Raw genomic sequence first — 528 nt, 5'->3', positions numbered from 1 at the left:
GCGTGCGGCGTCGCGACGTAAACCACGTCCACCGCATCATCGGCGAGCAACCGCTCGTAGCCGTGAGCCCCGCCGTCGTCCCCGTATGCCCGGCCGAACCCGTACGAGGTGGCAAACTCGTCTGCTGTGTCCTGCCCCCGGGAGCTGACGGCATACAGCTCTGCGTCCGCCAGCAGCGCCAGATCCTGCGACACCGAGCGGGCAATTCCGCCGGTGGCAATGACGCCCCAATTGAGGGGAGCTCCCGTGGCGGAACGGGGATCCTGGTCGGACTGGCTGGACAACCATGGCTTGGCGATATGCGCACTCATGGTGCCCATCCTCTCACTGCGCTGAGAGAGCGTTCCCGCAGGAAATGAAAGAGCGTTTGGGGGAGGGCCCCGCCGCTGGACCCTGGCCTTCACCTGTCCCGCCTGCTTGTCCGGTTCAACGGAAAAGCCCGGCCCCTCAGAATGTGGGACCGGACTTTTCGGTGATCAGATTGTTTACTTGGTGATCGGTCCGAGTAGCGGATCGTCCACGTAGGCC

1 protein-coding gene is annotated in these 528 nt (G+C 64.6%); it reads right to left on the bottom strand.

The features are described 5' to 3' along the window. A partial coding sequence (locus tag CXQ89_RS18025) for a Gfo/Idh/MocA family oxidoreductase (protein ID WP_374953003.1) occupies window positions 1-311 on the bottom strand: 311 nt, incomplete at its 3' end. Window positions 312-528 lie beyond the last annotated feature (217 nt).

Origin of the sequence: Arthrobacter sp. ZGTC212 (genome assembly GCF_002929255.1) — a bacterium.
Classification (GTDB): Bacteria; Actinomycetota; Actinomycetes; order Actinomycetales; family Micrococcaceae; genus Arthrobacter_B; species Arthrobacter_B sunyaminii.
The sequence above is the reverse complement of the archived record's forward strand: the minus strand, read 5'-3'. Positions and strand labels throughout refer to the sequence as shown.